At 64.4% G+C, this 22,321-nt stretch carries 17 protein-coding genes; 12 read left to right on the top strand and 5 right to left on the bottom strand.

Going from position 1 to position 22,321, the window contains the following annotated elements; all coding sequences use genetic code 11:
- Positions 1 to 91: 91 nt before the first annotated feature.
- Positions 92 to 979: an alpha/beta hydrolase gene (locus HY019_RS11385; RefSeq protein ID WP_290692120.1), complete on the bottom strand. Its 888-nt coding sequence runs from the start codon at positions 977 to 979 to the stop codon at positions 92 to 94.
- Between the two features lie 305 nt (positions 980 to 1,284).
- On the opposite strand from HY019_RS11385, the gene HY019_RS11380 reads away from it, so the two are divergent.
- The 7 genes from HY019_RS11380 (at position 1,285) to HY019_RS11350 (ending at position 9,262) form a co-directional block, all read left to right on the top strand.
- Entirely contained in the window at positions 1,285 to 1,998 is a 714-nt protein-coding gene (locus HY019_RS11380) for a hypothetical protein (protein ID WP_290692118.1), read from the top strand.
- Between the two features lie 3 nt (positions 1,999 to 2,001).
- Positions 2,002 to 3,057: an AraC family transcriptional regulator gene (locus HY019_RS11375; protein WP_290692116.1), complete on the top strand. Its 1,056-nt coding sequence runs from the start codon at positions 2,002 to 2,004 to the stop codon at positions 3,055 to 3,057.
- Between the two features lie 287 nt (positions 3,058 to 3,344).
- Positions 3,345 to 4,583, top strand: coding sequence for an efflux RND transporter periplasmic adaptor subunit (locus HY019_RS11370; RefSeq protein WP_290692114.1), 1,239 nt, complete (start codon positions 3,345 to 3,347; stop codon positions 4,581 to 4,583).
- 17 nt (positions 4,584 to 4,600) lie between these two features.
- A complete protein-coding gene (locus HY019_RS11365) occupies positions 4,601 to 5,317 on the top strand; it encodes an ABC transporter ATP-binding protein (protein WP_290692112.1) in 717 nt (238 codons plus the stop codon).
- 22 nt (positions 5,318 to 5,339) lie between these two features.
- Positions 5,340 to 6,500: an FtsX-like permease family protein gene (locus HY019_RS11360; RefSeq protein WP_290692110.1), complete on the top strand. Its 1,161-nt coding sequence runs from the start codon at positions 5,340 to 5,342 to the stop codon at positions 6,498 to 6,500.
- 13 nt (positions 6,501 to 6,513) lie between these two features.
- On the top strand, positions 6,514 to 7,683 hold the full coding sequence (locus tag HY019_RS11355) for an ABC transporter permease (protein WP_290692108.1): 1,170 nt from the start codon (positions 6,514 to 6,516) through the stop codon (positions 7,681 to 7,683).
- A gap of 7 nt (positions 7,684 to 7,690) precedes the next feature.
- The gene (locus HY019_RS11350; protein ID WP_290692106.1) at positions 7,691 to 9,262 is read left to right on the top strand and encodes an alpha/beta hydrolase domain-containing protein; all 1,572 of its coding nucleotides are present in this window, start codon (positions 7,691 to 7,693) and stop codon (positions 9,260 to 9,262) included.
- Here HY019_RS11350 and HY019_RS11345 read toward each other — a convergent pair.
- Positions 9,251 to 10,621, bottom strand: coding sequence for an acyltransferase (locus tag HY019_RS11345; protein WP_290692104.1), 1,371 nt, complete (start codon positions 10,619 to 10,621; stop codon positions 9,251 to 9,253). The genes HY019_RS11350 and HY019_RS11345 overlap by 12 nt on opposite strands.
- Before the next feature lie 290 nt (positions 10,622 to 10,911).
- On the opposite strand from HY019_RS11345, the gene HY019_RS11340 reads away from it, so the two are divergent.
- Positions 10,912 to 12,603: a hypothetical protein gene (locus tag HY019_RS11340; protein ID WP_290692102.1), complete on the top strand. Its 1,692-nt coding sequence runs from the start codon at positions 10,912 to 10,914 to the stop codon at positions 12,601 to 12,603.
- A 47-nt stretch (positions 12,604 to 12,650) separates the two neighbouring features.
- On the opposite strand, the gene gshA is transcribed toward HY019_RS11340, so the two are convergent.
- The gene (gshA, locus tag HY019_RS11335; protein ID WP_290692100.1) at positions 12,651 to 14,246 is read right to left on the bottom strand and encodes a glutamate--cysteine ligase; all 1,596 of its coding nucleotides are present in this window, start codon (positions 14,244 to 14,246) and stop codon (positions 12,651 to 12,653) included.
- 103 nt (positions 14,247 to 14,349) lie between these two features.
- Between gshA and HY019_RS11330 the strand changes: the two genes are divergently transcribed.
- Entirely contained in the window at positions 14,350 to 14,988 is a 639-nt protein-coding gene (locus HY019_RS11330; protein ID WP_290692098.1) for a hypothetical protein, read from the top strand.
- A gap of 40 nt (positions 14,989 to 15,028) precedes the next feature.
- Here the strand turns inward: HY019_RS11330 and HY019_RS11325 are convergent, their stop codons facing one another.
- On the bottom strand, positions 15,029 to 15,913 hold the full coding sequence (locus HY019_RS11325; RefSeq protein WP_290692096.1) for a LysR substrate-binding domain-containing protein: 885 nt from the start codon (positions 15,911 to 15,913) through the stop codon (positions 15,029 to 15,031).
- Between the two features lie 97 nt (positions 15,914 to 16,010).
- Between HY019_RS11325 and HY019_RS11320 the strand changes: the two genes are divergently transcribed.
- The 3 genes from HY019_RS11320 to HY019_RS11310 are packed head-to-tail and all read left to right on the top strand — an operon-like array spanning position 16,011 to position 20,978.
- Positions 16,011 to 17,645 (top strand): NADH-quinone oxidoreductase subunit L, encoded by a 1,635-nt coding sequence (locus HY019_RS11320; protein WP_290692094.1) that lies wholly within the window; start codon positions 16,011 to 16,013, stop codon positions 17,643 to 17,645.
- Positions 17,646 to 17,655: 10 nt separating this feature from the next.
- The gene (locus HY019_RS11315; RefSeq protein WP_290692092.1) at positions 17,656 to 20,139 is read left to right on the top strand and encodes a DUF2309 domain-containing protein; all 2,484 of its coding nucleotides are present in this window, start codon (positions 17,656 to 17,658) and stop codon (positions 20,137 to 20,139) included.
- The gene (locus tag HY019_RS11310) at positions 20,136 to 20,978 is read left to right on the top strand and encodes a DUF6671 family protein (protein ID WP_290692090.1); all 843 of its coding nucleotides are present in this window, start codon (positions 20,136 to 20,138) and stop codon (positions 20,976 to 20,978) included. The genes HY019_RS11315 and HY019_RS11310 overlap by 4 nt, the downstream gene beginning before the upstream one ends.
- Here HY019_RS11310 and HY019_RS11305 read toward each other — a convergent pair whose 3' ends face one another.
- Positions 20,979 to 22,148, bottom strand: coding sequence for a PEP-CTERM sorting domain-containing protein (locus HY019_RS11305; protein WP_290692088.1), 1,170 nt, complete (start codon positions 22,146 to 22,148; stop codon positions 20,979 to 20,981).
- Positions 22,149 to 22,321 lie beyond the last annotated feature (173 nt).

The raw sequence follows: 22,321 nt of genomic DNA, 5'->3' as shown, positions 1-22,321 counted from the left end.
CTGGTGGCCACAAGCAAGCGCAAAGCTCGATGAAGCCATGATAGGACCACCAGGGCTGGCCCGCACCAGCGAGGCATCCAGCCAACAGGGATCAGGCCGCGTTCAAGCTGCCCCCGGGGTACGCAAGGTGAGGTGCGAAGCGTGCCTCCAGCCAGGCATGCAGCGCATGGAACACCATGACCTGGTCGGGTTCATTGAGGATCTCGTGCGCCATGTGCGGAAAGCAACGGGTGTGAACATGCGCCGGTGCGGCGTCCGCGAACTGCCGGGTGCCCTTCGGGTCCACGATCTCATCGGCCCCGGCATACAGCAACACCGTCGGCTTGACCCACTGGCCGGCCAGGGCGCGCACATAGCCGCCGCCTTCCAGAATGAAGCGGGCCAGACGCGGGCTGATGCGGTCATGCACCAGCGGGTCGCCCTTGTAGGCCCTCACCACAGCGGCATCACGGCAAATCGCCTTGGGGTTGAAGCCAGTACGCGCACACAGATCCGGCGCCAGGCGCCCCATGCTGGCCATGAGCAAGCGCCGGAACCAGTTCATGGGTATGGCCAGCGCGGGCGAGATCATGATCACGCCGTCCACGTCGGGCGGCGCCGTCGGTGAGCGGGGCTCCAGCAGATCGGCGCCATAGCAGCCCACCACCAACCCGCCCATGCTGTGCCCCATCAGCAACAGTGGGCCCGGCGCCTGCTCGGCACGAACCTGGGCCACCACGGCAGCCAGATCCTGCACCAGGTCATCATCACGACACAGGCGCCCGCGGGGCCCTTCGGATTCGCCATGCCCACGCTGGTCATAGCTTTCAACCGACCAGCCCCATTCATTGAGTTGGGCCGCCACATGGTGGTAGCGCCCGCTGTGCTCTGCGATGCCGTGCACCAGCACCACGGTGCCGCGGGGCTGTGCCACGCGCCAGTGCCGGCGCACCAGCTTCAAACCATCTCGGCTCAGGATCGTCTCGTTCAACATGCTCATGTACTGTGTTTGTCTGCCTATCCATACCGTGCGTGTCACGTGGAAGGCCGGCGTGGATCTTGTCGAACTCGCTGTAAGCTGTCTTACCCGCGCGTGCAAAGGTTTTGCGCTCAGGCGCAAACCGAGGGAAAGGCCTCAAGCGGCTTTCACGGCCCCGGGAAAACACGACATGACACAGGCGAGACAAGGCTGCACAGTCCCGCCGCAAGAGAGGACCGCAGCACATGAACATTTCATCCACGACCAGCAGTACCGCTCCTGCGCCGAGGCCCCATCGGCACGGCAGGATGGCAGCAGCAGGTGTGGTGACGGTGACGCTCCTGGCGGCCCTTGGCTTCTGGTGGCCCAGTGACAACGAACAGGCGCCTCAAGAAGACAGCGCCACGGCAACCCGCCCGCTGTTTGCCGGCTGGATCCAGCCTGGCCACAGCAATTTCGGCCCCGCCGGGCGTGAACCGGCGGCACCAGGGGCGACCCAGCCCAGATGGGTGCTCGCCACCGAGCCCAGCGAGCAGGAGATCCAGGCCATTGAATCGACACTGGCCGATCGCCAGGACAAGGATGGCGAGTTGACCCGCCTCGTGGACCACAGCCGCTTCCAGAAGCGCATCGCACTGTGGAACGAATTGCAGAACGGACCCATGAACAGTGAGCGCGCGACGCTGGGCCAGCACCTGCTCAAGGTGCTGCCAGACCACTACAGCCGCGGCGAGTTGCTGGGGCGCCAGGCCCTGATGATGGCCAAAGCCCTCATCAAGGATCTGGAGCCCAACCCGCAGCTGCAGCACACGCGTCTGGCCGAGGCCAAATCCGAGCTGGAAAAGCAGGCCCCGATCATCGACCAGAGCGAGCTGGCCGCGCAGTCGGCGTCCGAATCGTTCCAGCAGCAGCAAAAGCCCACACCTGCGGCCCACGATGCCGAGCCTGCCGAGCCCACCAACACGCTGCAACTTGAGGCGCGCGCGGACACCAGCCGCCGCAGCCTGCTGGACGCAGCAAGCGCCACCTCGACACGCTGATCCATGTCCCTGCCCCAAGCCAGCCTGTGCACCGTGCACCTGGGCTACCTGTTGATGCTGATCGACTGCCTCAAGCAGGATGGCATCGACGTGGACGGGCTTTGGGGTGGCGACTACCTGCAGACGCTGGGCGCACTGGACCCCAACACCCGCCGGCCCATTGAAGAATGGGAAGCCCTGGTCGAGCAAGCTCAGCCCCACAGCGAACGCGATGTGGCCCTGCGCATGGCCGAGTTCGTGAAACCCTGGGACACCGGCCCCATCGGCTTCATCACGATGGCCAGCCACAACCTGCGCGAAGCGGCCGAGGCGCTGGCGCAGTTCTACAACCTGCTCAACGACGTCTACACGCTGGACGCCGAACTCGTGGGCGAGCGATTCGAGATCGCCATGCGCCCCCTGAGCGCACACATCTCGCCCAGCCTGGAGCGGCTCACGCTGGCCACGATCTGCTGGCACGCACGCTGGTTGTCTCGCCGCGCTGACCTGCACTTCGACGCCACCTTCACCTTCGACATGCCCGCGCCCTCACTGACGGCCGCGCTGCAAAAAACCTTTGGCGGCACCCTCACCTTCAATGCACCGCGTTCGTGCCTGCTGGGCCCGGCCGAATACGAAACGCTGCCCGTCTCGCGTGGTGACCATGGCGTGCAGGAAACCCTGCGCGCCCAACTCATGGCCGAGATGGCCTCGCTGCAAGACACCTCGACCAGCTTCGTGCACAAGGTCGAGCGCATCATCAAGCCCCGCCTGGAAACCGGCGAGGTGAACCTGGACGACATCGCCGCAGAGGCAGGGGTGTCCGTGCGCACGCTGCAAACCCGGCTCGAAGAAAGCGGGCTGAACTTCCGCGCCCTGCTCGACCGCATGCGCCATGCGCAGGTGCTGCTCTACATGGGCGACGTCGACATCTCGCTCATCGACATGGCGCACATGCTGGGTTTTGCCACGCAATCGAGCTTTCACCACGCTTTCAAGCGCTGGACCGGCATGACACCCGGCCAATACCGCAAACAGCGCCTGCGTGCAGGCATCAGCAACCGGGCCACGGCACGTTGACTCGTGAAATCGCACCTTGGCGGTGCACGCACCATTCACATGAAGGGGTGCCCATGCAATCCCCTAGCTTTGACGCATCCCGCCTGCCTTAGTCTTCGTGCACCCCCACCTTTCGAGGTAGACGAGTTCGAAAGCAACAATGGCGATCAACCCGCATCCATAACATACCGTAACAATATTGTCCACCCGGGCTACCCCAGGCGGCCATCCGTTCAAGGGTCGGCACAACGCTTATCGTTAAGGGTGTCGGGTCAGTGCAAAATCTCCATCTTTAGCCTAGTAACGCCATGACTGATGTACCCGCCGCCGCTCCATCGGCCCTCTCCCAGCTCAAGATCGACAGAGGCGTTCAGGCTTCGGCAAAGAAAAAAACAAGCATCCTGCCCTGGGTGCTGGCTGGTGTGGCCGCCGTTGGCGCCGCCGCCTATTACTTCGTGCCCCGCACGGTTGACATCGGCACCACCGCCGTGGTGATGAGCACCCCGTCTCAGCAATACGTGCAACTGACCGCTTCCGGTTATGTGGTGGCACAACGCCGCGCCGCCGTGGCCTCGAAGGCCTCGGGCCGCTTGATTGAACTCAACGCCCGCGAAGGCTCGCAACTCAAGAAGGGCGACCTGATTGCCCGCCTGGACGCCAGCGACATCAAGGCCGCCATCCTGGGCGCCGAAGCCGCGGTCCATCAGGCTGAAGCCAACGTCAGGCAAAGCACGGTGCAGCTGATCCAGGCCCGTGCCGACCTGGCCCGCGCCCGCAGCCTCGAAGCCCAAGGCTTTGTCTCGCCGCAAACCGTCGAGAACGCCCTGGCCAAGAACAAGGCCGCCTTTGCTGCCACCGCCGCCGCGCAGGCCGCGCTGGAGCAGGCCCAGGCCCAACTCAAAGCCCAGAAGGTAGCCCAGGACTACACCGAAATCCGCGCGCCGTTTGATGGCGTCGTGCTGGTCAAGAACGCCAACGTGGGCGACATCATCACCCCCATGTCCAGCGCCGCGGGCGCCCAGGGTGCGGTGGTCACCATGGCCGACATGAGCACCCTCGAAGTCGAAGCCGACGTGTCGGAGGGCAACCTGTCCAAGACCAAGGTGGGCCAGCCGGTTGAAGTCACGCTCGACGCCCTGCCCTCGGCCCGCTTCCGTGCCCACGTGGCCGGCATCGTGCCCACGGTGGACCGCGCCAAGGCCACCGTGATGACCAAGATCCGCTTCGACCAGCTCGACCCACGCATCCTGCCCGAGATGAGCGCCAAGGTCAGCTTCCTGTCGCAAGACATCAGCGCCTCCGATCAGGAGCCCGTGATGGCCGTGGCCAACACGGCACTGGTCAGCCGCGATGGCGGCCAGGTGGTCTTCAAACTCAAGCCTGTTGAAGGCGGCGGCAACACCGTCGAGGAAGTGCCCGTCAAAGCCCTGCGCAAGCTGGGCGACCTGCGCGAGGTCAGCGGCAACATCAAGGCCGGCGACAAGCTGGTGTCCACCCCGCCGGCCACCCTGCGCAACGGCTCGCGCGTCAACATCGGCACCCCCTGAACCAGCCCGCACCGACCATGAGTGATACCGCAGGCGTGCGTGAGCCCGTCATCCGCATCGAACACCTGAGCAAGACCTACACACGGGGCGGCCAGCCCATCCCCGTGCTGATGGACATCAACCTGGAAGTGGGCCGCGCCGAGTTCGTCTCGCTCATGGGCCCATCCGGCTCGGGCAAGAGCACGCTGCTCAACCTGATCGCCGGCATCGACCACCCCAGCTCGGGCCGCATCTCGATCAACGGCGTGGACATTGCCACGCTGGACGAAAGCGAGCTGGCCGACTGGCGCGCCGCCAACGTGGGCTTCATCTTTCAGTTCTACAACCTCATGCCCGTGCTCACGGCCTATGAGAACGTGGAGCTGCCCCTGCTGCTCACCAACCTGAGCCGCCGCCAGCGCAAGACGCACGTCGAGGCCTGCCTGGCCATGGTGGGCCTGAGCGACCGCATGGACCACTACCCCAACGAGCTCTCGGGTGGCCAGCAGCAGCGCGTGGCCATTGCCCGCGCCCTGGTGACCGACCCCACGCTGATCGTGGCCGACGAACCCACCGGTGACCTGGACCGCGCCACCGGCGAGGAGGTCCTCAAGCTCATGGACGAGCTGCACCGCGATCTGGGCAAGACCATCGTGATGGTGACCCACGACCCCAAGGCCGCCTCACGCGCCAGCCGCATGATCCACCTGGAAAAGGGCGTGCTGGTCGATGACCCCGGCGCCGATGGGCACTGAGCAGGCCGAGGCCAGGTAGTACATGTTCCTCTTCAAGCTCCTCCTGAAGAACGCCTTCAGGCACAAGCTGCGCACCTTGCTGACCATGGTCGGCCTGATCGTGGCCATCAGCGCCTTCGGCTTGCTGCGGACCATCGTGGACGCCTGGTATGCCGGCGTGGAGGGCACCTCCAACACCCGCCTGATCACCCGCAGCTCCATCTCGCTGGGCTACCCGCTGCCCGTGTACTACGCCGACAAGATCAAGAAGGTCGACGGCGTCACCGGCGTGACCTGGATGAACTGGTTCGGCGGCATCTACATCGACCGCCGCAACTTCTTCGCGCGCATGGCCATCGATGGCCCCAGTTACTTCTCGCTCTTTCCGGAATTCAACATCAGCGACGAAGAAAAGGCCGCCTTCATGGCCGACCGGCAAGGCGTGATCCTGGGCCGCAAGACCGCACAACGCTTTGGCTGGCAAGTGGGCGACACCATCCCCTTGAGCGGCACGATCTACCCCGGCAGCTGGACCTTCAACATCCGCGGCATCTACACCGTCAAGGACGCGCGCTACGACGAAACCTTGATGCTCATGCACTGGAACCTGATCGACCAGAGCGTGCGCAAGCGCCTGGGCTCGAACGCCGCCAACCAGGTCGGCTTGTTCATGGTGAGCATCAAGGATCCGGCCAGGGCCTCCGTCATCTCGCAGGAGATTGACGGCCTGTTCAAGAACTCCGTGGCCGAAACCCGCACCGAGACCGAAAAAGCCTTCCAGCTCGGGGTCGTGTCCATGAGCCGTGCCATCCTGATGGCCATCCGCGCCGTGAGTTTCGTGGTGATCCTGATCATCATGGCCGTGATGGCCAACACCATGACCATGACGGCACGTGAGCGCCTGGCCGAGTACGCCACGCTCAAGGCCCTGGGCTTCTCGCCCGGCTTTGTGGTGAAGCTGCTGTTCGGCGAGAGCATGCTGATCGCCTTCATTGGCGGGGTCATCGGCATCGGCATGACCTTCCCGCTGGCGCAGGGCTTCCTCATGCAGACCAACAATGTGTTCAAGGTCTTCGAGGTCTCCCAGATCACCATGGTTTATCAGGCCATCGCGGCGCTGTTCGTCGGCGTGATCGCGGCCATCTGGCCTGCCTGGAAGATGTCGCGCATCGACATTGTCCAGGGCTTGCGGCACGTTGCCTGAACGGGGACATCAGATGAGAGCCATTCCCCTGTCCTACGTCATGCGCAACCTCTGGGTGCGCCGTGTCACCACGGTCCTGACCGCTGGCGGCATGTCCCTTGTTGTGTTTGTGTTCGCCACGGTGCTGATGATGAGCGAGGGCATCAAGGAGACCATGGTCGCCACCGGCCAGCCCGACAACGTGATCGTGCTGCGCAAGGGCTCCGGAACGGAAATCAACTCGGCCATCCTGCGCGCTCAGGCGACCAACCTGGAGGCCTTGCCTGGCATCATGACCGACAGCCAGGGCATACGCCAGGTGGCACGTGAATCCGTGGTGCTCAACAACCTGCCCAAACGCGATTCGGAAGACACCGCCAACGTGACCATGCGCGGCACGTCCGCGGTCGGCATCAACATCCGCCCGCAGGTCACGCTGGTGCAAGGCCGCATGTTCCGCCCCGGCACCACCGAGATCATCGTGGGCCAGTCCGTGGCCAAGGGCTTTGCCAACATCAGCCTGGGCAACACCTTGTCCATGGCCGGCCGCGAGTGGACCATCGTCGGCATCTTCGACGCCAAGCGCAGCGGCTTTGACTCCGAGATCTGGGGCGACAGCGACCAGGTGATGCAGTCCTTCCGCCGCACGGTGTACTCGGCCATCGTCTTCAAGCTGACCAGCATCGAAGCCTTCGCCCCCATCGCCAAGGCCATCGCCGACGACCCGCAACTGCAGCTGGATGTGAAGCTGGAGCAGCGCTTTTATGCCGAGCAATCGGAAGGCATGACCAAGTTCATCACCCTGCTGGGGCTGTCCTTGTCGGTGATCTTTTCCATCGGGGCCATCGTGGGCGCGATGATCACCATGTTCGCCGCCGTGGCCTCGCGTATCGGCGAGATCGGCACGCTGCGTGCCCTGGGCTTCCGGCGCGAAGCCGTGCTGATCGCCTTCCTGGGTGAAGCGCTGGGGCTGGCCCTGGTGGGCGGGCTGCTGGGCCTGGCGGGTGCATCGGTCATGCAAACCGTCAACATCTCCACGTTGAACATGACGACGTTCTCCGAGCTGGCATTTCGCTTCAAGCTGACCTGGGTGGTGGGCATCGAGACCATGTCCTTTGCGCTGCTGATGGGCTTCCTGGGCGGCTTCGTGCCAGCCTGGCGCGCCGGCCAACTCAGCATCATCGAATGCCTGCGACAGGCCTGATGCCACCATGCGCCTGATACGCGCCCTCCTCTCACATCCGGCTTGGGGCACCCAGGCCAGGGCATGTGGCGCCCTGCTGCTGGGCCTGACGGGGCTGATGAGCACGGGTTGCGCGCAGGCCGGCACACCTGCTACCGGCGCGACCACCAACCCTGCCACAAACGCAACCACCACCGCGGCCATCACCGCGGCCGCCGCCACGGCAACAGTGCCAGCAGTCCCCCCTGCTGCACAAGCCAGCCTGCTGGCCTTCACCCAAGGCCAGGCCAGCTCCAGCCGCCAGTCGCAACTGGCCGCCACGGACTACAGTGAGCAGGAATGGCGGCTGCGCGGCCAGGCCCAAAGCTATGTGGCAGACGGCGAATGGCAGGATGACGGCTTGTGGCGCGTCAAGGCCTCGCACCCGCCTCAGCCTTACGAGACACGCATCCTGGTGCGCAAGCCCAAGGACCCGGCTCGCTTCAACGGCATCGTGCTGGTCGAGTGGATGAACACCGCCCTGAGTTTTGATCTGGACGGCGGCTGGATGCTCAACCGCGACGAGATCATGCGCCAAGGTTATGCCTGGGTGGGCGTGAGCGCCGAGGCACTCAGCGTGAGCTTTCTCAAGGGCCTGAATCCAACCCGCTACGCGCAGGCCAAGGCCGAGGCAGACAACGGCCAGGCTTTCGACATCTACACCCAGGCGGCCGGGCTCATCCGCCAGCTCGCACCGCAATGGGGGCTGGCCAGCCAGGCGGGCAAGGCACCGGGGGTGCGCCTGCTGGCCCTGGGCTATTCGCAGTCAGGCTCTTACCTGATCACCTACCTCAACGCCTTCCAGCCACGCACGCACGCGTTTGACGGCTTCTACCTGATGAGCACGGCCGCCGTGGGCATGCCGCTGACCACCTCGGGCTCGCGCTACTTCAGCCCGCAGTACCGCGCCACGCCCGAAGCACCCGTCATGCAGGTGTCGACCGAGATGGAAGTGATGGTGGGGTGGCAGCTGTCGCGCACGCCGGACACGAACGCCCTGCGGCATTGGGAGATCCCGGGCGCCTCGCACCTGGACAAGTACATGCAACAAGAGGCCCTGGCCGTGGACCTGAGCGGCAAGGCGCTGGAGATGCCGCATTGCCGCAAGCCCACCAACACCTTGCCCGCCAGGTTGTTCAACCGCACGGCTTTGCGCGCACTGCGCACCTGGGTCACCGAAGGCAAGGCACCGCCCATCGCCCCGCGCATGCAGCGCACGCGCCTGGGCTTCGTTCAGGATGATGAATACGGCAACGCCATGGGTGGCTTGCGCCTGCCCGATCTGGATGTGCCGCTGGCGCAGCATGGCATGTACAGCAACTTCCCCAGCAGCCAGTGGGGCGCGTGGTCGTTCTATGCCTGCATGGCGGGCGGCAGCCGCAACCCGCTGCCCCTGGAGGTGGTGCGCAAGCTCTACCCCACCGACCAGGCCTACTACGACGCCTATAAAAAAGCGGCCGACAAGTTGCTGAGCCAGGGCTTCCTGCTGCCCGAAGACCATGCCCAGTTGCTGGCCTATGCCCGCACGATCAAACCCAACGACGGCAGCCTAGCCCACTGAGGCCAGGTCGGCAGGCGCCTTGCTGGGCGTCTTCAAGGCGGTGTTGATGCCATCAGCCGCAAACTGCGCCCGCAGCGACTTCAGCTCCGCCGTGCTGGCGCTCAACAGCAGGTCAACGCCGCCGTCCTTGCTGGGCGTCGGCACGATCAGCAGCAGACGGATCGTGGCCGGGCACATCTCGTACCAGTCTGGCGCGCCACTGCCCATGTCGATGTCATAGATCGGGAACTGCACACAGTTGTTCAGGATGAGGCCGGCCTTCAAGGTTTCCACCGTGGGCTTGAACAGCAAGCGCCAGTTCGCCTTCTTCTGCCGGTAGGCCTCCATGTCTGACAGCATGCGCTGCAGGCTGGCCGTGTTGACCTGCTCGGCCGGCGCGCGGCACTTCTCGGCCAGCACCGGCAGGCTTTCCTTCGCCAGCTGCTCGGGCGTGTAGCGCGCCTCGGCATAACAAAGCGCGTTGCCAAAGTAGTCACGCGGCAAGCGCAAGTCACGCTTGTAGCGCAGGTCCATCACCAGGCCCACACTGCGGTCCACCCCAGGCTGCAAGGCCGGCGAGATGCCCTTCATGATGTAGGCCGTCACCAGCGAGCCCGTGCTCGCGCCTGACGAACCCGGCAGGGCCGCAGCCGATTGGTCCTTCCAGGCCTGGATCGTCTCGGCCGGAATGCGAAACAGCCCGCTGTCGATGCCCTTGACGGCGCGCCAGCCCAGGCGGGCAAACAGGCCGATCAGCTTGAACAGCGGGGGCTTCTCCAGCAGGTCATAGCTGGCCGGGTCGACCTGTGCCTTGCCTGCATCGATCATCAAATTGCGGTTCAAGGCCTGATGGGGCTCCAGCACCATGCCCCGGCAGGCCTTGGACCAGTCCATCATGAAATTCCAGAAGCTGGCGCCATCGAACACGGAGTGCGTGGCGTAGCAACACAGCACCACGCCCTTGTCCTCGTACTGATGGACATTGACCTGCAGCGGCGGCTTGTCCTTGCCCACCATGGCCCAGGGCATCTGCACCTTGACGTGCTTCATGATGTCCTTGCCCAGCGGGTTTTCTTCGCTGTAAGGCATCTTGCCTTCGCAGCGGTGCACCCTGAAGTCGACCCCGGCGTCGTTGCAGTCCATGTAGACCTGGCCTTGCGCGTCCTTCTTGTAGCGCCCAGCCACCAGCGGGTAGCGCTTGAGCGCCTCGCTCAGGCCCTTTTCGAGCAGCGCCAGATCCAGGCCACGCTTGTAGACCAGCACCAGCGGGAAGCTGGCGTGCGAATGGAACATGTCCAGCCCCGAGAGATATTGGGGCGAGGCGGTCACACCCGCGCGTACGCGCTTCTCCAGAACCAGGGTGGATCGCGATTTGGCCATGTAACGTCCGAAAACAGTCAGTGAATTGAGATTGGGGTTGCCGGATTTTTCCAGAACCCAAAAGCCACCCCGTGCAGGACTTTCCCACCCCCTGTTTGCGTGAACCCAGGTCAAACCCATGAATGAATAAAGGTAAACTCGAATTGATAAACACGCCTGCGTGCGTAAGATCAAATTATTTTCCAAGGAATTGGGTCGTGTTGGAAAGATTGATATCGGGCCGCTGGAATATCTGGCTCGCAGCCCTGATCGGGATGTTGCTCATCGCCCCCGCCATGAATATGGGCCTCATGGGGGATGATTATCTGCACTGGTCGCTCCTCACGGGCCGTGCCACCAACGCACAACCAGGTTCCTTTTTCGGCTTGTTCACCTTTGCCGATGGCAGCCAGCACGCCAATCAAATCCTGATGGATTCGGGCAAACTCGTCTGGTGGGCCAGCGACCATTTGCGCATTGCCTTCTGGCGCCCGTTGGCCGAATTGAGCCAGAAGCTCGATTACCAGTTGTGGCCTGATTCCCCCGTGCTCATGCACCTGCACAATCTCCTCCTGTACGGGGTGATGATTCTGCTGGTCGGCAAACTGTTTCACGAACTGGACGCCAAGCGCCAGCAAGCCGGCACGGCCACCTGGCTGTTTGCCGGCAACATGCTGCACGTATTTGCCGTGGCATGGCTGGCCAGCCGCAACCAGATGCTGTGCGGCATATTGCTGGCGCTCACCGTGCTGGCCTATCACCGCTGGCGCCAGGGGCAATCGGCCCTGTATGGCCTGCTGGCCGCTGTGAGCCTGATCGTGGGCCTGTTCAGCGCCGAGGCCGCCATCCAGACCATGGGCTATCTGGTGGCCTACGCCCTGTTCCTGGAGGCGGGCAAGCCCCTGCTGAGCCGCTTTGGCGCCCTGCTGCCCTTCATCGTGATCGTGCTGGTCTGGAAGGCCACGCACAGCCACCTGGGCTACGGCAGCTACGGCTCACCCGGTTATGTGGATCCCAGCTCCAACGCGGGCGGCTTCCTGACCAGCCTGGTGCTGCGCCTGCCCGCCTTGATGCTCGCACAGTGGTATGGCGTGTCGTCGGTGATGTTCGAGCAACTCAGCCGGCCGGTGCAATATATGTATGCGGGTGGTGCCGCCCTGTTATTGCTCGCCCTGGTTTATGCCATTCAATATGTGGGCGGATTCAAATCAGCCCTGGTGCGTTTTTATGCTGCGGCATCCATCATGGCCTTGGCACCGGCTTGCGCCGGTTATCCATTTGACCGTCTGACGGTGAATTCAGATATTGGTGCCAGCGGCCTGCTGGCCATTGTGCTGATCAGCGTCTGGCAGCGGCGCAAACAATTGACAGGCTGGGCGCAAGGTTCGGCCAAATACCTGATTCTGCTGATCGGTCTGGTCCACGTGGTGGTGTTCCCGGTTGGCAAACTGGTTTCATCCGCCATGATGAAAACCATCAATACCTCGGGTGAAGCACTGGGCGCGCTGGCTTTGCCAGATGCAGGCGAGGCATCCAATCTGCATTACCTGCTTTTGAATGCCCCCTCGGCCGAGGCCACGTATTACTTCCCGGTAACCCGTGAGTATCACGGCATGCACAACCCGGCCACCATGCACGCCCTGGGGCCCAACAACCAGGCCTTGACGCTCACCCGCGTGGACGACGCCACGCTGCGCGTCAACGTGCCCACGGGCTTCAAGGGCACCATCACCCGCGACGTGCGCCTGCAGCCCTTCAAGGTGGGTGACACGGCCCGCATGGGTGGCATCACCGCCCGGGTAGAGGCCCTCACGGCCGATGGCGTTCCCCAGACCGTGCTCTACCGCTTCCCGGACTCGGTTGACAACACCCACTGGCGCTTCTTTGCCTGGCGCGAAGAAGGCCTGTACCAGGTCAGCCTGCCGGCCGTTGGGCAGTCACTCGACATCGCCTCGTACGACATCGGCAAGGCCGTGATGCGCTACCTCGACAAGCACAAGTAGCCAGGGCAAGCAGGCAGGGGCAGTGAACGGCGGGCAAGCCAGCGCGCTCACACCACCAGGTGCGAGGCCGACATGTAGTCCTGGCGGAAGGCTTCGAACGACAGCCTGTCTGCCGCTTCGATGCTCGCCTGCTCCGCCAAAGACGCCTGTGCCTGATGCTCGAAGTGGGCCAGCACGTCAAAGGGCAGATCCAGCGCCATCAAGGCCTTGCGGGTCTGCGCTGATCGGGCCTGGGTAAAGCCCACATGGCCGCCAGCCAGATCACGCTGCATGGCCGCCACCACCTGTGCCGAGGGCAAAGTGGCGGGGTCACGCAGGGCTGCCGCTGCCGCGGCGCAAGCCTGGCGGTAGCCTTCACCACCTTGCAAGGCATCCAAAGCCTCGGCGATGGATGCGCACTCGGCCACCACTTCCTGGGCCCAGTCCATCAGAAGGACCTGCTCCCCACCACGATCCAGGCGCAGGCCCGGCTCGCGCCCTCGCGAGGCCACGGCCTGCTGGTTGCGCGCCAGGGCGGCGATCTCCTGCGGCGTGTCCAAGGGGCTGTCAGACAAGAGGCAGTGCAACAGGAAGACGTCGAGGAACCGCGCCGTGCTTTCGTCGATGCCCACCGGCAGGAAGGGGTTGAGGTCCATGCAACGAACCTCGACATACTCCACACCCCGCTCGCGCAGCGCATGCAAGGGACGCTCGCCCGAGAAGATCACCCGCTTGGGGCGGATGGTGCTGTAGAACTCGTTCTCGATCTGCAGCAGCGAGGTGGACAGCTGCTTGTAGTCGCCATGCTCATCAAGCAGCCCCAGGGCCTCGTAGGCCGGGTAGGCATGCGTCAAGGCATCTTGCAACGAGGCGGCATAACCCTTCAGCCCGTTGTAGCTGACGGCCAGCGCGCTTTGCGCATCGCTTTGGTAGCCCAGGCGCCCCATGCGCAACGACGTCGCGTGCGGCAGGTACAGCGTGCCCTCTCCCAAGGGCTGCAGGCCATGCGCCTGCCCCTTGACGAAATCTGCAGGAACGGCTGGCGACGCACCAAACAAGACCAGCAGCAAGAACGAGCGGCGCCGGAAATTGCGGATCAGCCCAAAGTAATCGTCGTTGCTCAGGCCCGGCAGCGACCAGTTGTAGTGGATGCCGGAGATGGTCTGCATGCGCCGGCCGTAGCGGTACGACAGCCCCATGCGGTAAACGCTCTTGGCCCGCCCCACGTTAGACGTGCCGTACTGGCCGATCGGGATCTCGTCGTCAGGCGGCAGCTCGCCGGGCATGCTGCTCACCCACAGCTGCTCGTCGCCAATGGCGCGGTACACGAACTGGTGGATGCGCGTCAGCTCGTCCAGGCAATCGTGCACGCGGGTGTGCGCGCCGGTGACGATCTCCAACTGCGACTCGCTGAAATCGGTCGTGATGTGGGGGTTGGTGAGGGCCGAACCCAGCGCACGGGGGTGCGGCGTCAGGGCCAGCTGACCGTTTGGGCGCGTGCGCAGGCTCTCTTTTTCGATGCCGCGGCGCATGCCCTGGAGGCGTTCCGGGCTCAGCGCACGCAGGCGGTCAATCAAGCTGGTCAAACGCACTCTCCTCAATTCATGTCGAGGCGCGAAGTTATCAGAGTTGGATGAACCTTGCAGGGCATGAGGCTGCCGCATATCCATCTGATGGAATATTTCTTGCGAGAAATCAGGAACAGCTTAAGGTTCAGCCGGTTCTTGTCGATATTGACGAAGCCCCTTGCTGCCCATAATCCCAGACATGTGCCTGATCATCAAGAAGCCCCTCGGACGCCACATTGCTGCCGACTTCCTGGAGAACGCCTGGCAGCGCAACTCCCACGGCTGGGGCTGCTTCCACATGGACGAGGGCGAGGTGATCTGGGCACGTGGGCTGCACCTGGGCGAGCTGATCGAGCACAACGCCCGCCTGCCCCTGGACACCGAGGTCTACCTGCACCTGCGCCGCGCCACCTACGGCGACGTCAACCACGACATGGCGCACCCCTACATCGTCCGCCCCGGCCTGCTGCTGATGCACAACGGCAGCATTGCGCACCTGGCCCCGCAAGACCCCACCGTGAGCGACACATCCGAGTTGGCTCGCCTGCTGCGTGACATGCTGCACGGTTTGTCTGACGAGCAGGCCGCCAGGCTCATTCGATCCCAAGGTTTCAAGGCGCTCACAGCGCCGTTGATCGAAGGCTCCATGGTGGTGCTGATGGATGCCCAAGGCGCCGTGCGACTGGGCCGCGACTGGCACACCGTGCAAGCCACCGATTGGGACGAGGGCATGGCGGGCATCGAGGTGTCGAACTCGCACACCTGGGGCCGGTGCGCAGAGAAAGCGCAAGGGGTTGCACTCGCGCATCAGGTGCAGGACATGGCCGCGATCGCCTGAGCCTGCGCGCCGACAAGCTGCCATCCCTTCGAACCACGCTTCATGACACGCCCGCGAGCAGGCGCTCAAGCCGCTCGATGCGGTATCGATGGGGCGTGGTGATCGCGTAGAAGTTTTCCTTCAGCTCGCTTGACTCACCCACCTTCACCAGCAGGCCCGATCTCAATTCGTCCTGAACCACCACCTCGGGCAACACGGTGAGCCAGCCGCTGTCGCGGGCGATCAGACGCAGCATGGCCATGTCATCGACCTCGGCGCGGATGCGGGGCTTCACACTGGCCGAGAAGCACAGGGCATCAAACTGCGCGCGCAATGCGTGGCGTGGGCCAGGCAGGGCCAGCTCCAGCCCATCCAATCCTTGTGGAATGGCCAAGGTTTGCCCGCGCCATGGCGAAGCAGGCCCCACCAACGAAATGGTCTGGCTGCCCAGAAAGCGGCAATGCAGGGGTTGCTGGGGGTCGCTGGGAACGGGTTCGTTGGCCAGCACCACATCGAGCTGGTGTTGCAGCAGGCGATCCAGCAGGTCATGCAACAAGCCCGACTCCAGGGTCAAGGTGACGGACGGATCGGACAGCAGCGGCCGAATCCAGTTTTCCTGGTAGTTGCGCGACAAGGTGGCCACACTGCCCACACGCAGGCGGGTCATGCCCTCGCTGCTGCCCTGCAGCCGGCCCAGCATCTCTTGCCCCAGACCGAAGATGTTCTCGGCGTAAGACAGCACGAGCTGCCCGGTTTCCGTGAGCAGCAGACGGCGCTTTTCGCGCTCGAACAGTGGCTCGCCCAGGCGGTCTTCCAACTGCTTGATCTGGGCCGACAAGGCCGATTGGGACACATGCAGCGCCTGCGCCGCGCGGGTGAGGTGACCCATCTTGGCCACCCGCCAGAAGTAGAACAGGTGGTGGAAATTGAGCTGATCCAGGTTCATTCGTTCTTTTTAATAGATTAAAACGTTCCAATCAATGTAATTTACAGAATAAAACCCAGTCGGCACCATGGCGGGCGTGTCTTGGAGGTACGACGTCATGGATCAATGGGCAGCTTTCGCGGTCAGCCTGGCCAGCAACCTGGCAGTCGCTCTGGCCCTGGTGGCACCGGCCCTGGCCTTGCTGGTGGCGGGGTGGGCACACACGGGTCAGGCGTCGACAACAGCCCAGCTTTGGCGTGGCGTGCAAGGTGCCATCTGGGCGGGCCTGATCGCGTCAGTTGGGGCAGCGGTCTCACAAGCCATCAGCCCCGCGCAAGCCGCCTGGGGTGAACTGCTGGCGCTGACACCCCTGAGTGCCACCCTCGCCTTGTTGGTGCAGGGGCTGGCCGGCGTCATTGCCTCGTTTTCCGGGCGCTACCTGCAAGGTGATGTGCAGGGCCTCGCAGGCCAGCGCCGGTATGCCTCTGCGCTGGCCGGGGTGCTGGCTTCGGTGCAGGTGCTGCTCCTGGCCGATCACTGGTTGCTGCTGATCGCGGCCTGGGCTGCTGTGGGCGCGTGTTTGCAGCGCCTGCTGTGCTTCTACGCGGACCGGCCTTTTGCCTTGCTGGCTGCCCACAAAAAGCGCCTGGCCGACCGCCTGGCCGACACCCTGCTCCTGGGCGCGGCCGCCCTGGCATGGCAGGAAGCGGGCAGCGGCTCACTGTCGCAACTGGCGCAACACGTCGCCCAGCAGACAAGCCAGGGCACGGTGACCTTGGGTTTGCAGACCAGCGCGGTGCTGCTGGTGCTGGCGGTGGTGTTGCGCACGGCCTTGCTGCCCGTACATGGCTGGATCATCCAGGTGATGGAGGCCCCCACGCCAGTGTCGGCCCTGTTGCACGCGGGCGTGGTCAACCTGGGCGGCTGGGTGCTGATTCGCCAGTCCAGCCTGATCGAGGCCTCGCCCTTGGCGCGCTGGCTGCTGGTGGGCATGGGCGTGATCACGGCCCTGCTGGCCGGCATGGTGATGATGACGCGCATCAGCATCAAGGTGCGCCTGGCCTGGTCCACGGTGGCGCAGATGGGCTTCATGGTGATGGAGTGTGGCCTGGGCCTGTACACCCTGGCGGCCTTGCACCTGCTGGGCCACTCGCTCTACAAGGCACATGCCTTCTTGTCTTCCTCCAGCGCCGTGCAACAGACCCGCTTGCAGCAGCTGCGTGGCCAGACCATACCCGCGACCTGGAGCCTGTTGATGGCACCGGCGTTGACCCTGGCTGTGGTCGTGTCCATACAGGCCTTGTTCGCTTTGATGTCCCTTCACAGCTGGCCCTGGTGGTGGACGGTGGTGCTGGCTTTGGCCTGGGCACCCTTGCTGTGGGCCCCAGCCCATGCGCAAGCGGGCCGCTCCGTCGCCATGGTGCTGGGCGCTGGCACCGCCTTGGTGGCGGGCCTGGCCGTGCTGGCCACCCTGGCCCACACCCTGCCCCTTGGGCTGAACGAAGCGCCACACCATGCGGCAGGTTGGGTGGTCGCGCTGGCCATGGGCCTGATGTACGCCGCCCTGGTGGTGCTGCAGCGTTGGCCTCAAACCCTGTCAGCCTGGCGCCGCTGGAGCTATGCGGGCTTTTATGTGGACGAGGTGTACACGCGCCTCACCCTGAGCCTGTGGCCCGCGCGCTGGACACCCCGCAAGGCCGACCAGAAGGACGAGTGGGCGCCATCGAGCTCACTGATGGCCGCACAAGACTGAGGAGCCCGACATGAATGACTTCGTTGCAGAACTGCAAGCCACGCATGCGCAGGTGGCGACCGCCTGCGCGCAGGCCTGCCAGATGATGGCGCCCACCTGGCCGCTGGACCGCTCGATCGCCGTCAACCCTCACTGGCAGCGCGTGGGCCGCTCTGTGCTCGAAGTGGCCGCTCGCATGGCCGTGCTGGCTGGCATCCAAGTCCTGCCCACACGGGCTTACATCAGCGAAGCCTGGCAAAGTGGCCGCATCAGCCAGGCGGATCTGAGCTGGGCCTTGCAACAGAAGCTGCCGCACAGCGCCACCCTCACGCCCAAGCAATGCATCGAGTCCTTGAGCCGCCCTCAGAACCTGCCACGTCTGCCCCTGTTGATCGACGTGCTGGACGACGACCCCGCGCGCCACAAGCGCCTGTCTTGGCGCCAGGCCGTGACCCACCAGGTGAGCCAGACCTGTGCCGCCTACTTTGACGCGCACCAGGCCGACTGGCAACCACAACGCGATGAGGGCCTGTATGCCTTCTGGCGCGAAACCCTGCAGCACGACCACGGCATCGGCCTGCTGATGGGCCTGCCGCACTTGAAGCAAGGCCTGAGCGCCCTGCCTGCAACCCGTGAAGACGCCGAGCGCTGGGCCATGCACCGACTGGGCTTGCCCACCGAGGTATGGGCCGATTATCTGGAGGCCGTGCTCTTGTCGATCAATGGCTGGGCCTCGTGGTGTGCCTACCTGGGCTGGCAAGCCCAGCTCAAGGGCGAAGCCGCCGACAAGGCGCCAGCGCCCCTGCGCGACCTGCTGGCCATCCGCCTGGCCTGGGGTGCCCTGCTGCTGGAGTGCAAGGACGACAATGCCGCGCGCCAGGCCTTTGAAGCCGTGCAAAACGAATGGCGCCAGGCCAAGGCCGTGCTGGCCCACGCCCAGGCCCGCCTGCTGGTGGACGAGGTCTGGCAAGTGGCCCTGGAAGCCGGCTACCAGCGGCAACTGGCTCAACAGTTGACCAGCCAGGCGAAGCAGGCCAAGCCCGCAAACACGCTCGAATCAACGCAAGTGCAAGCCGCGTTTTGCATCGACGTGCGCAGCGAGCCCTTGCGCCGCGCGCTCGAAGCCGCCTGGCCTGCCGTGCAGACCGTGGGCTTTGCCGGCTTCTTTGGTCTGCCTGTGGCTTACACCCCCTTGGGCACCACCGCCCGCCGGCCTCAACTGCCCGGCCTGCTGGCCCCTACTCTGGATGTGCAAGACACCGGCCCCGATGCCCTGGCGATGGCGCAAGCCCGCCAGAACCGCTTTGCCTGGAGCGAAGCCCTGCAGACCGCCAGCCGCTGGCCCGCCGCCGCGTTCTCGTTCGTGGAAGCAGCGGGCTTGGGCTATCTGGGCAAGCTGGGCCGTTGGCTGGCACCGGGCCACAGCGAGCGCCCGCGTGATGATCTGGCCGGCATGCCCGCTCGCTACCGCCCCCTGTGCTGCCCTGCCCTGACAGGCCTGAGCACCGAAGCCAAAGTCACCTTGGCTGCGCGCGTGCTGCACGCCATGGGCCTGGACCATGACCTCGCCCCCTTGGTACTGCTGGTCGGCCACGGCGGCCACAGCACGAACAACGCCCATGCCGCATCACTCGACTGCGGCGCCTGTGGCGGACAAACCGGCGAAGTGAACGCCCGCGTGCTGGCCGGCTTGCTCAATGAACCCGAGGTGCGGACGGGCCTGCAGGCCCAGGGCCTGTCGATCGCGCCAGACACGTTGTTCGTGGCCGCGCTGCACAACACCACCACCGACGAAGTCGAGGTGTTCGATGCCGATGCGCTGCCCGAATCAGCCCAAGCAACCTGGGCCAGCTTGCAGACCGCACTGAGCCAGGCAGGCGACCAGGTGCGCCGCGAACGTGCCCCCAGCCTGGGCATGGACGCACAAGCCGATGCAGCCAGCTTGTTCAAAGCCTATCGCCGCCGTGCCAACGATGGCGCACAGACCCGCCCTGAGTGGGGTCTGGCCGGCAACGCCGCGTTCATCATCGCGCCACGCGCCCGCACCCGAGGCTTGAACCTGGGTGGCCGCGCCTTCCTGCATGACTACGATGCCCAACAGGACACGGACGGCAGCGTGCTGGAGCTCTTGATGACCGCGCCCATGCTGGTCACCAACTGGATCAACTGGCAATACCACGCCTCCACCTGCGAGCCCGCGCGCTTTGGCTGCGGCAACAAGGTGCTGCACAACGTGGTGGGCGGCAACCTGGGCGTGTTCGAAGGCAACGGCGGCGACCTGCGCATCGGCCTGTCGCAGCAGTCGGTGCACGACGGTGCCCAATGGATGCACGAACCACTGCGCCTGACCGTGGTGATCGATGCGCCGCAAGCCGCCATTGACGCCATCGTGGCCAAATACACCGTCGTGCGGCAGCTGCTGGACAACGAATGGCTGCACCTGTGGCGCATGGATGATGCGGGCCTGCAGCGCCGAGTGCACGGGCAATGGCATGGCCCGGAGGCACTGCAATGAAGCACTGGACAGATCAGCGGGTGGCCTTGCTCACCCAGCATGGCAAAGAGCGGGTGATCGCCCCGGTGCTGGAGCCCGCGCTGGGCTGCGTGGTCCACCACGTGGATCATTTCGACACCGACCAACTCGGCACCTTCACGCGCGATGTACCCCGCCCCGGCTCACAACTGGAAGCCGCCCGCCAGAAAGCCCGCATGGGCATGACCCTGTCAGGCTTGCCCGTGGGCCTGGCCAGCGAAGGCAGCTTCGGCCCCGACCCATTCACCGGCATGTTCCCCTGGAACGTGGAAATGCTGGTGTGGCTGGACGACCGCCTGGGCATCGAAGTAGTGGGCATGGCCCAAGGCCCCGCACAAAGCGGCCACCTGCAAACAGGCGACTGGGCCGCCCTGGAGCGGTTCGCCGACGAAGAAGGCTTCCCCAGCCACCACTTGGTGTTACGGCCCCAGGACCAGGACGACCCGCGCCTGATCAAAGGCATCACCGACTGGCCTGCCCTGCGCACAGCCTTTGATGCCTGCGTGAGCCAGGCCAGCAACGGCCAGGTGTTCGTCGAACTGGACCTGCGTGCCTTCGCCAACCCCACACGCATGGCCCGCATTGGCGAGGCCGCTCAGGATTTGCTCAAGCGCCTGCAGTCCACTTGCCCGGCTTGCGCCAAGCCCGGGTATTGGATCACCCAACGCACAGGCGGCCTGCCTTGCAAGGCTTGCAAGCAACCCACCAAGACCTACCTGAGCCAGGAATGGGCTTGCGTGAGCTGCGGCCACCAACACAGCGAGCGGCGCACCGACCGGCTGTTTGCCGAGCCGCAGCACTGCGAGCACTGCAACCCTTGATCAAGCCTCGCGCTTGCGAGGGCTGCGCCAACGGGCATGGATGGCCATGGCGCCCAGGCCCAGCAGCATCAAGGCCCAGGTGCCAGATTCCGGCACGGGGGTCAGCACGAAGGCATCGATCACGCCCGTCTTGGTATTGCGGGCTTGACCCACGATCTGCCCAACTTCGTTGATGGCGTTGGCACCCAGCAGTACCCAGCCTGCATCCACCACGCTGGCCGGCAAGAGCGAATTCAGATCGATGACCTGACCGTTGATCCAGGTTGCGGCGCGGAAATCAACGTTGCGGTCATGGGACAGCATGAAGCCCACGATCTGACCCGCATTGTTGATGTCTTTGGCCTCAGCGGCGTAGAAACCCGAAGGCATGTCCAGCATGCTGGATACGCCGTGATCCCACAGCACCGCGCGGTAGTAGTCCACCGTGTTGGGCGCCTTCACGCTGCCCACGATCTGGCCGAGGTCGTTGAGGCCATAGGCATTAGGCAAATGCGTATTCGTATGCCCCAAGGACTCATCCAGGCTACTTGCTACGCCCTGGTCCCACTGGACGGGATGCAAGGGGAACTGTTCCGATTGCCTTTGCTCGTATCCAACAATCTGGCCAGCATTGTTGATCGCAGTAGCCCGAGAGGAGGACGAAGCGTTCGGTGTCACCAACTCGGTAGGCTGCCCACCGCTCCAGACGACCGCCCGCCAATTGCCATTCGCATCTTGCGCCCGACCAACGATCTGACCAGCCTGGTTGATGCCTCGGGCATCGCTCTGCGCGCCACCTAGTGTGCCAAGCGCAGTGGTCACGCCGTTGGCCCACACTGTGGCATAGACCGCCTTGTTGAGGTCGGTGTTCGTCCAGGCGATCTGGCCGGCATCGTTGATGCCAACGGCGGAACCGGACATGCCCCATGGGTTGGAAAACCTGTCAGAGGCACCCCAATTGGTCGACGCCAAACCCAACTGAGTAGCCTGGCCATCCTGCCAGGTCACAGCATAGTTCCACCCGTTGGCATCCTGCACCAGGCCAACCACCTGCCCAAAGTTGTTGATGTTCGCCGCCGCCGAGGCCACCCCGCTGGCATGCCCCAGATCGGTGAACGTGTAAGTTTGCGCGTGCACCGACGCCAAACCGCAAACCGCCAGCATGGCGCCAAAAATCACAGACCGCTTCACAAGGGCTCCCTTTTCAATGGTGTTGACTCAGACAGCGGGTGTGCCATCTTGTATGACTGAGCCATATAGCCATTCTACTGAGGAGACCAGGCCTGAGGGCTGACTTGGGCCACCGATGCGCGGGGGCGAAAACGGGATGGCTACTGGGCCTGCATCCATATTCAGGCTGATTG

The organism is Aquabacterium sp. (assembly GCF_016195855.1).
GTDB lineage: Bacteria > Pseudomonadota > Gammaproteobacteria > Burkholderiales > Burkholderiaceae_C > Aquabacterium.
The sequence above is the reverse complement of the archived record's forward strand: the minus strand, read 5'-3'. Positions and strand labels throughout refer to the sequence as shown.